Source organism: Streptomyces sp. TRM68367, from assembly GCF_014495685.1.
In the GTDB taxonomy this organism is placed as follows: Bacteria; Actinomycetota; Actinomycetes; order Streptomycetales; family Streptomycetaceae; genus Streptomyces.
Window position 1 is genome coordinate 1 of the sequence record NZ_JACTVI010000097.1, and the last position, 8364, is coordinate 8364.

Here is an 8364-nt window from a genome sequence, read left to right on the forward strand (position 1 = left end):
CACAACCTCGACAGCACGCGGACCCCGATGCGACATGAAAACAGCCTACAGACTTACGACTGCAATTTCAGGCGCAGGACACTAGAACAGCCGGCGCCTGCTCCGGCGAGCGCGTACATCGTTCCCCTGGAGGGGAAACCCGCAGGTAGAAGGGGTGGCGAGCAGCACAGGCGCGGGAGTTGCATGCGGCAGCCGTGCATAGATCTCGCGCGGAACATCGCAGATCTGCGATGTTATGCGGCCGTCGGGAGGGGCTCCCGACCGTGCTGGCGGCCTCGGAGCGACAGGCGCTGGCGGGGGTGGCACGGTCCGAGCGGTGGACAGCAGCTGCCCGTCGATGTAGGGGCGGGGTCGGCCTGCTACCCGTGCAGCAGCCTTGTGCTACGCGGGCCCATGCAAATGCTGCGCTGCACCCACGACACCACCCTGCTGCCACCCAACGGCCATCCCCAGGACCACGAACAGCACCACCACGACAACGGCCACCACCCCACTGAACCCACCGAACAGCGCCCAGACCACCAGCGATCAGCACGACCAGGAGCACCGGCCCCTCGTCGCCGCAGGCCCTCGTCTCACACCTCACACCCTCACACTGCACCCCGCCCACCTGGGGAATCCGGCTGTGTGCCTCATAGCAACAGCTGGGCGGAAGCGGTCACACTCTGCCGTGGAGGGCGCGGCGGTCGCCGGACATCGCGTAGCGGCGGGCGGCGAGGCCGTGTTCGAGGGGCTCGCCGATTTCCTCGCACAGCAGCGCCATGACGCCGGTCGCCGCCTCGGTGTCGGACAGGTAGGCCGGCGCGACTTCGAGCATCAGCTCGCCGATCGCGTGCGCGCTGGAGAAGAGGTTGGCGGTGAGCTGGCGCCCTGCGGCGACCACGGGATCCGCCGACGGATCGACGGGTGGCGGAGGCGGGGCGATGCGGACGTCGCGGACGGCCTGGCGGACCACCGCGCGCACCGTCGGCTCATCGAGGGCCGTCAGGCCGCTGTGGGCGAGCGCGGCGAGGCGCCGGGTGATCAGCTCCGCGACGACGTCCGTACGGCCGGAGACGGCGATCAGGGCGCGCTGGGACAGGCCGTAGTCGAGCGCGGCCGCGCTCGGGCCGGTGTCTCGCGTGCGAGACGTCTCGGTGCCGGCGGCGACGGCGCCGTGGATTGCGGCCAGGGCGCGGGCGACGTCCAGGAGCCGGTACGCCTGCGCGCGGCTGATGCCGAACTCCGCGTCGCAATACGACTCCCAACTGCCGTGCCCGAGCGGGAGCCAGACGCGGGCGGCATGCGCGTCACGGACCCGGGCGGCGAGCACCGCCACGGAGCGCCGGACGTCGTCCATCGCCTCGCGCAGCCCGGCCGTCATCTCCCGGGCGCGGGCCGCGGTGAGCGGCGGCCGCGCCGGTTCGACGCCGTGCTCCTGGTGCTCGTCGTGCTCGCCCACGACTCCATCGTCCTCCGGGCCGGCGGGCCGGTCCAGGGCGTGCGGAAGCACCGGTGCGAGCTCCGCCTCACAACCTCACAGTCTCATAGTTCACCGCGTCTACCTGGGGAAACGCCCTGTGAGCCTTATAGACCTCACAGCGTGACACCGTGGGTGGGCGGGTCTGTCACGCTGATCCGCGACGGCGGTCGCGGGTCAGGCCCGCCGCGCGACGCGAGGGGGCCAGGTGGCGGGGATCGAGCGGGAGCCGGCGGAGGTGCGGATACCCAAGGCGGCGCTGGACGCCTTCGCCGTGGCGCTGAGCGTGCGCACGGTGGCGATGCGGGCCTGGCCCGACGGCATCGAGTGGATGTACCCGGTGGGCACGTGGGACGAGGAGCACCTGGAGGTGGCGCTCATGCCCGGCGGCGAGGAGGTGTGGCTGCGGATGTCCACCGACCGCTCCAGCGTCGCTGTGTGGACCATCGAGCAGTGGTGGGCCTTCTCCGGGGAGCTGCCCGGCGCGACGCCGTCGCAAGACTGAGACGCGAAGCCCACGGCGGTGCGGTCGGCGCACGGATGGCGGAGGTCAGCGTGGCTCCGGCGGGCCCGGGTCGTTGAGCATCCGGCAGCGACCGTAGGCCCTGTGGTGGGGCGCTGACCGCGGTAGCAACGCGAACGAGGACCGATGCCGAAGAAGCCCGCCCACGATCCGACGTACGGCTACGACCACGACACGCGGAGCGTGCGTGTCCACCACCATGATCTGGCGCGGCTGCTGTTGATGTTCCGCTCGCTGATGCGGGAGCAGAAGCCGGGCTCGTGGGATCACATGCACGACTACGACCTGTCCTTCGAGCGCCTCGCGGACGCGGCTGACGCTGCTGCGAAGATCGTCTACGGCAAGCACTGGACGGGGCCCGATCTGCGGATGCGCTGCACCACGACCGAGCCGGTCTACGACTGGCCCGGGGGCGCACCGTACGACGGGGAGGCGACGTTCACCTGGAACGTGCCGGGCTACGGCTCGCACGCCAGCGAGGACGACCAGGTCCAGCACTGCTCGAACACGGCGCTGTGCGGGTTCAGCTGGGCGAAGGGCGACAGGCCGCGCAGGGTGGAGGGTCTGCCGGACTGTCCTGAGTGCCGGCGCGAGGTGCAGCTCGGTGCCGACCGCCCCCGCGGTGCTTGGTGACTACCGGTGGATACGGTCGTGGCTACGATCGGAAACGCCCTGACCCCGGCAGTTGCGATGCCGGGGTCAGGGCGTTGTCACGGATGGCTATCCGAGCCAGGTGATGGTGAGGACGGACAGGCGGCGCATGGGCCAGTTCACCCAGTAGGTGAGGGAGAGCTGGCCGACGGAGGCGTGGCGGACGTCCTCGCCCTCGGGGTCATCGGCGTTCCACTGCCCAAAGCCCCACGGGTCGCCGGCGGCGGCGTCCAGGACGTCCCACACCATGTCTTCGACGTGCTCGGGCAGGGTAGCCAGGACCTTCGCGGCCGGGGCGGAGAAGCGGACCGCATACGGCTGCTGTCCGGTCACCGGCGCCGCCCGCGGAGCTCCGCCATGTCGATGAAGTCGCTGTCGTCGCAGCCTCCAGCGAGGAACGCGTCGACGGCCGGGGCGGAGGCGAGGCGGCCCTGCCAGTTCTGGACGACCTCGTACAGCCCGGCGAGGGAGAACGTGCGCCGTGATTCCTCGAGGGCGGCGGCCCACTCCCGTTCGAAGGCCGGTACCCAGGTGTCCGCGCGCCGGTCGGCGCGCAGCTGGGCGAGGAGTTCGGCCGGAGCTCCGGGTGCGGGGGCGTACGGGGTGACGGGTGCGTGGTCGGGCTGCGCGCTCATCTGGTCCTCCCGGCGGGTCGTCACCTCACGGTACGCGTGCCGGGTGGCCGTGGATGCGGGCATGGGACAGATCCCTCCTACTGGATCAGGGCGCCGGCGACAGCGCGGGGGCGTACGGGGATGACTGCTGGGCGAGGAACTGGCCGTAGGCGGTTTCCGCGAACCACCAGGCTTCGGGTGTGTGCCGCCGGGTGCGCCATGGCCGCGGTTCCACCAGCGTCTCCAGGTGTCCGTCGGGGTGCTGGAGGCTGACGCCGATGCCGTAGTAGCCGAACTCCAGGAGCTTCTCGGGGTAGTTGACGCTGGGGGCCCTGGTGATGATCACCCGGCGGGCACAGAACTCCGTGAACTTCTGTGCCGCGTCCCAGGCCAGTTGGGAGGCGCTCGTGGCCCGTACCGTGGCCAGCCGCACCTGGCACGGACGCGTGACGTGCCGGACGACCTGGCCGTCGGTGACGGTGCAGATCCCGGCCGGGGCCCGGCGGATGTAGGCGCGCTGGTGATCGGTGAGGGCTGCGAGCGGGACGGGAAGGCCGTGGGGCAGCGCCATCAGCACGTCCAGGCCGCCGAAGCCGTAACCGGTGGCGACGCCCAAGCCGGTGGCGTGACGTCGTTCGTGCTCCGCGTCGTCGATGTCGAGCTGGAACTCCGCGACGCCGAAACCGGCAGTCGCGGGAACCGTTGCGAGCATCTCGTCTCCCCCTACAGACCCAGGGCCAGGGCGAGGGTCACAGCACGCTGACGCGTCTGGTCGTCCTGCTGGTCCCAGGTCCCGGCGATGTGCTCAAGGAGGCCGGCCGACGCGTCGAACACCACGGCGTCCGGGTTGTCGTCGCTGCGAGAGCGGAGCTGGCCGACAGCCTCGAGGATGCGGTCGACCGAGGCGGGCGGTTCCTCCTCAGCGCTGTCGGCGCGAGGACGGAAGGCGGCGGTCAGTTTCAAGGTGTACTCGAAGTCGGTGCGGGTGACCGCGGTGATGGTGTCGAGGTTCAGGCCGATGGGCTTACTGACAAGTTCAGCGCTGACGAAGTCCGGGTGGTTGCCGATCGCGGCGGCGACAGCGTCCCAGGGGTAGGCCTCGCCCTGCGGACCGTCCTCGGGGATCGGCTCCACGTCGGTCAGGGACAGGGTGTAGCCCGTGCCGCCCGCGTCCCGGAACCAGACGGCTTTGTCGCCGGGCGAGACGTCGTCGACGCTGCGGATGTGCGGGCTGCGGCGCAGCGCTTCGGCGATGTCGACGACGTCGTAGCCATCGAGCAACGGGCGCTTGGCCTGGTCGATGGCCGTGGAATCAGCGCTGGTGGTCATGAGAGTTCCTGTCCTGCGGTCGGGAAGTCGTGGTGAGCGGGCCGGATGGTGTAGCCGTACCCGAAGTGCGGAGCGTCGAGCCGGTAGCCGAAGCCGTGGAGGATGGCTCCCAACGCGGTGTGCATGGCGACGCGCACCGCTTCATACCGACGTACGACGGCGTCCTCGTCGCGGCCGGCTTCGACCATGTCGAGCGAGGCGTCGTTGAGGCGAGCGTGGCACAGCCAGTCCACGTGGACCTGGCCGTCCTCGATGTAGACCACTGGCCCGCCCTGGGCCTCGTCATCAGCAGAGGGCAGGGCCGGAGGCGGGGGCTGGAGCAGGCCGGCGCTCTCCAGGTCGAACCGGACTCGCTCGGCAAGCTCCTCGAGGTTGCTTGTGGTCACGTGGCGGCTCCGATCGGCATGGTCGGCGCCTGCTCGGTGTCGGCGATCTGACCCAGGAGGTAGAGCATCCGGTCCGCACGCCCGGGTGCGACAGCCACGGGCCGATCGCCGTCCGGGGTGACCTCGCCGCGCCACGCGCTGGCCAGCCGGGCCATCTCACGGACATGCCCGTCGGCTGGCAGGAACCAGGTGGCGCCCTGCGAGCGCAGCCCGGCCGACAGGTCGTCCAGATCGCGGTAGCGCCAGATCAGCACGGTGAGCTGGGACAGGACCGCGGCCAGGACCTCCGAGCCCGAGACCGGGTCGCCGGCACCCTCGGGGATGCCCTTGGCCCGTGGGGGCACCAGGCGCAGCAGCGGTTCGGCGACGACCAGGCCGTTCGCGCCGATGACGGTGACCTTGGCCGCCGACGGGCTGCGCCGGGTGCCCGCCGGGGTGTGCCCGCGCTCGGTGTAGTCGACGTGCAGCACCCCAAGCGGCCGGTTCTGCGGGACACGCAGCAGGTCGCGGGCGGTACGGACGGCGGCCGCGCGCTCCTGGCGGGCTTCCTCCTGGCGGTGGCGCAGGCCTCGGATGTGCCAGCAGGCCGGGCACAGCGCGCCGTACGACTCCGTCGCGATCGGCGCGCGGTCGGGGCGGGCACCGCAGTCCGCGCACACCCGGGCCCGTACCGAGTTCTCGACACGGCTGCGGGCGGCGGCCAGCTGGGCGGCCGTGGACGCGGTCGGCGTCGACTGGTCGATCCGGTACAGGGTGATCGTGGTGCTCCGGCCGATGCCGTCCTGGCCGTCGACGGTGGCGGCGGGCGGGCCCGGCCGCCGGGGCAGGTCCATGGACTTGAGCTGGGTGGCGGTCGCGTAGATCCCGGTCGGGACGTCCCGCCAGGAGGTGAAGTGCGGCCGGGGCGCGGCGTGTTGGGTCACGGCCATTGCGGCTCCCGCCGGTTGTGGTTGGTGGTGCAGGGCACGGGTTCCTCCAAGGGGGTCGGTGTGCGGCTGCGGTGGTGGAACACTGAGGGCTCGGGTCCCCGGCAGCTGAAATGCCGGGGACCCGAGCCGTTCAGGGGGTGGTCAGCCGGGCCGGGGCCGGGCTGGCGCGCGATCTAGCGGGTCAGGGAGCGGGCGACGGCCTGGGCGTGCTGGCGCAGCGGGAGGTCCTGCTTGTCCCAGGTGGCGGCCACGTAGTTGAGCAGTTCGGCCGTGGCGCGCTCCGAGTCGCTCGGGTCACTGGCGAGCAGCTTGTCGGCGGCGAGGGCGACGTCGACGGCCGGGGTGGACAGGTCTTCCGGGGCGAGCGCGTTGCCACGGTCGACGTCCAGGACCAGGAGGTGGCGCACCAGATTGCGGGTCTGGACGGTGATGGTGTCCTCGCGCGGCGAGTCCGCATCCGCGATGACGAAGCCGGGGTGGTTGAGGATCGCCGCGGCGATGGCCTCGGTGAGCACCGGCTCGGTCAGCAAGTCGTCGGCGGTGGGCTCCGCTTCCTTGAAAGTCAGCGTGTAGTTGATGCCGGCCTCGGTGGTGAACCACACCGTGTCGCCGCCGGGGTCGGCGTCCGCGGCCGCGAAGTGCGGGCTGCGGCGCAGCGCGTCGGCGATGCGGACCGGGTCGTGGTCGGCGTCGAACAGCGGGCTCTTGCCTCACGAATTCACGGCACCAGGAGCTTCAGTGACAGCCAGTCACTTCATGGAGGAAGGGTGCTTCCGACCTGCGATGATTCAGCTNCCTCACGAATTCACGGCACCAGGAGCTTCAGTGACAGCCAGTCACTTCATGGAGGAAGGGTGCTTCCGACCTGCGATGATTCAGCTTCTCTAGGACTGGATCACGTGCAGGGGAGGCACCCTTCCGGTGTCGAAGCGTACAGAGTGGGCGGACGATCTGTCGCTGTCCGCGAGCGGGAAGAAGCTGGTGGGCAAGGCCGGGATCGTGCCGGTGCGGCGTCTGGCGGACAAGGTCGGGCTGACCGACTCGCTCGGGGCGGCCCTGGTGCGGCGGGACTTCCGTCCCGTCCATGACCGGGGAACCGTCCTGGTCTCGGCGGCCTGCGCGGTCCTGCTGGGCGCGCGGTCGATGGCCGGGATCGACGTGATGCGCCAGACCTCGCTGGTCCTGGGCCGCCCGGCCTCGGCGTCCACGCTGTGGCGGACCCTGGAGGCGATCGGCCCGGTCCAGCTGACGAAGATCGCCTCCGCGCGGGCCCGGACCCGTGTCCACGTCCACCAGCAGCTCGACCTGCGGCCGGGCGGCTTTCCCTGGATCAAGGTCAACGGGCGGGAGCTGACCGGGATCACCGTGCTGGACCTGGACGCCTCGGTCATCCCTGCGCACTCCGACAAGGAGGGCGCCGAACCCAACTTCAAGGGATACGGCCACCACCCGCTGCTGATGTTCTGCGACAACACCGAGGAACTCCTGGTCAACCGGCTGCGGCCGGGATCGGCGGGATCCAACACCGCCGATGACCACATCTCGGTCAGCATTGAAGGGCTGCGTCAGCTGCCCACCCGGCGACGGCGCCGGGTGCTGTTGCGCACCGACGGCGCCGGGGCGACACGAGAATTCCTCGCCTGGATCACCTCCGGCGGCGGCAACGCAGCCAACCGCTGGGAGTACTCCGTCGGACACACCCGCGACGACGACTTCTGGAGGGCCCTGGCCAAGGTCCCGGCCACCGCGTGGACCCCGGCCCTGGACCACAAGGGCCAGCCGCGCAAGGACGCCGGCCTGGTAGAGATCACCGGCATGCTCGATCTGGAAGGGTGGCCGGAAGGGATGCGGGTGATCGTGCGCCGCGAACCCATCCACCCCAAGTACGAACGCGAGCTCAAGCCGTACGAGAAGAAGACCGACTACCGCTACCAGGCCATCGCCACCAACACCACCAGCAGGCAACTGCAGTTCCTCGACGCCCGGGCCCGCTCCCACACCCACGTCGAGGCCGGCATCCGCCGGTCCAAGGCCCTCTCCCTGAACCTGATGCCCTCCCACTACTTCAAGGTCAACCAGGCGTGGTGCACCCTCCTCGCACTGGCCACCGACCTCGCCCGCTGGTTCCAACTCCTCGCGGTGAGCGGGAAACTCGCCCGTGCCGAGCCCGCCACCCTGCGCACCCGACTCCTGGACGTCCCCGCGAAAATCACCGACCACGCCCGAAAACGCGAGCTGAAACTCGACCCCGCCTGGCCCGCATCCACTGACATCGTCGACGCCTGGGACGCCGTCCAGGCCCTGCCCGACCCCGGCTGACCGCCGCCCCACCGACCCCGATCCCGGAAGGAGAAGACCCGCCCCATCCTCGGCCCGTGGAAACCGACGACCACCCGTGACGACACACGGGCCGGAACGTCACCACCACCCGAAGGACGAACCAGGACGAATCCTCAACCCCGACCGACCACCC

The 8364-nt window shown here is 70.8% G+C and carries 11 protein-coding genes; 3 read left to right on the forward strand and 8 right to left on the reverse strand.

Features of this window, described 5'->3' with window-relative positions; translation table 11 throughout:
- Positions 1-658: 658 nt before the first annotated feature.
- Positions 659-1492 (reverse strand): hypothetical protein, encoded by an 834-nt coding sequence (locus H8R17_RS36965; RefSeq protein ID WP_316959638.1) that lies wholly within the window; start codon positions 1490-1492, stop codon positions 659-661.
- A gap of 175 nt (positions 1493-1667) precedes the next feature.
- Here H8R17_RS36965 and H8R17_RS36970 point away from each other — a divergent pair, with 175 nt between their 5' ends.
- Together H8R17_RS36970 and H8R17_RS36975 are read left to right on the forward strand one after the other, a co-directional pair.
- On the forward strand, positions 1668-1964 hold the full coding sequence (locus H8R17_RS36970) for a hypothetical protein (protein ID WP_099505156.1): 297 nt from the start codon (positions 1668-1670) through the stop codon (positions 1962-1964).
- 144 nt (positions 1965-2108) lie between these two features.
- Positions 2109-2615, forward strand: coding sequence for a hypothetical protein (locus tag H8R17_RS36975; protein ID WP_262505802.1), 507 nt, complete (start codon positions 2109-2111; stop codon positions 2613-2615).
- Between the two features lie 87 nt (positions 2616-2702).
- Here the strand turns inward: H8R17_RS36975 and H8R17_RS36980 are convergent, their stop codons facing one another.
- From H8R17_RS36980 to H8R17_RS37010, 7 genes are all read right to left on the reverse strand, one after another.
- The gene (locus H8R17_RS36980; RefSeq protein WP_187827585.1) at positions 2703-2966 is read right to left on the reverse strand and encodes a hypothetical protein; all 264 of its coding nucleotides are present in this window, start codon (positions 2964-2966) and stop codon (positions 2703-2705) included.
- Positions 2963-3268: a DUF6247 family protein gene (locus H8R17_RS36985; RefSeq protein WP_099505247.1), complete on the reverse strand. Its 306-nt coding sequence runs from the start codon at positions 3266-3268 to the stop codon at positions 2963-2965. Before H8R17_RS36985 ends, H8R17_RS36980 begins: the two co-directional genes overlap by 4 nt.
- A gap of 85 nt (positions 3269-3353) precedes the next feature.
- A complete protein-coding gene (locus H8R17_RS36990; RefSeq protein ID WP_187827586.1) occupies positions 3354-3959 on the reverse strand; it encodes a hypothetical protein in 606 nt (201 codons plus the stop codon).
- Positions 3960-3970: 11 nt separating this feature from the next.
- Positions 3971-4576, reverse strand: a complete 606-nt coding sequence (locus H8R17_RS36995) for a hypothetical protein (protein WP_187827587.1) — start codon at positions 4574-4576, stop codon at positions 3971-3973.
- Positions 4573-4962 carry a hypothetical protein gene (locus H8R17_RS37000; protein ID WP_187827588.1) on the reverse strand — a complete coding sequence of 130 codons (390 nt, stop codon included), beginning with the start codon at positions 4960-4962 and terminating at the stop codon, positions 4573-4575. The genes H8R17_RS36995 and H8R17_RS37000 overlap by 4 nt, the downstream gene beginning before the upstream one ends.
- A complete protein-coding gene (locus tag H8R17_RS37005) occupies positions 4959-5891 on the reverse strand; it encodes a hypothetical protein (protein ID WP_187827589.1) in 933 nt (310 codons plus the stop codon). The genes H8R17_RS37000 and H8R17_RS37005 overlap by 4 nt, the downstream gene beginning before the upstream one ends.
- A 173-nt stretch (positions 5892-6064) precedes the next feature.
- Positions 6065-6493, reverse strand: coding sequence for a hypothetical protein (locus H8R17_RS37010; protein ID WP_187827590.1), 429 nt, complete (start codon positions 6491-6493; stop codon positions 6065-6067).
- A gap of 319 nt (positions 6494-6812) precedes the next feature.
- Here H8R17_RS37010 and H8R17_RS37015 point away from each other — a divergent pair, with 319 nt between their 5' ends.
- Positions 6813-8210 carry an IS1380 family transposase gene (locus tag H8R17_RS37015; protein ID WP_187827591.1) on the forward strand — a complete coding sequence of 466 codons (1398 nt, stop codon included), beginning with the start codon at positions 6813-6815 and terminating at the stop codon, positions 8208-8210.
- Positions 8211-8364 lie beyond the last annotated feature (154 nt).

Bases quoted from the DNA above. Each gene is read 5' to 3' on its own strand.
- H8R17_RS36995 (WP_187827587.1), bottom strand. From the start codon at position 4,576: ATGACCACCAGCGCTGATTCCACGGCCATCGACCAGGCCAAGCGCCCG.
- H8R17_RS36975 (WP_262505802.1), top strand. From the start codon at position 2,109: ATGCCGAAGAAGCCCGCCCACGATCCGACGTACGGCTACGACCACGAC.
- H8R17_RS36990 (WP_187827586.1), bottom strand. From the start codon at position 3,959: ATGCTCGCAACGGTTCCCGCGACTGCCGGTTTCGGCGTCGCGGAGTTC.
- H8R17_RS36985 (WP_099505247.1), bottom strand. From the start codon at position 3,268: ATGAGCGCGCAGCCCGACCACGCACCCGTCACCCCGTACGCCCCCGCA.
- H8R17_RS37005 (WP_187827589.1), bottom strand. From the start codon at position 5,891: ATGGCCGTGACCCAACACGCCGCGCCCCGGCCGCACTTCACCTCCTGG.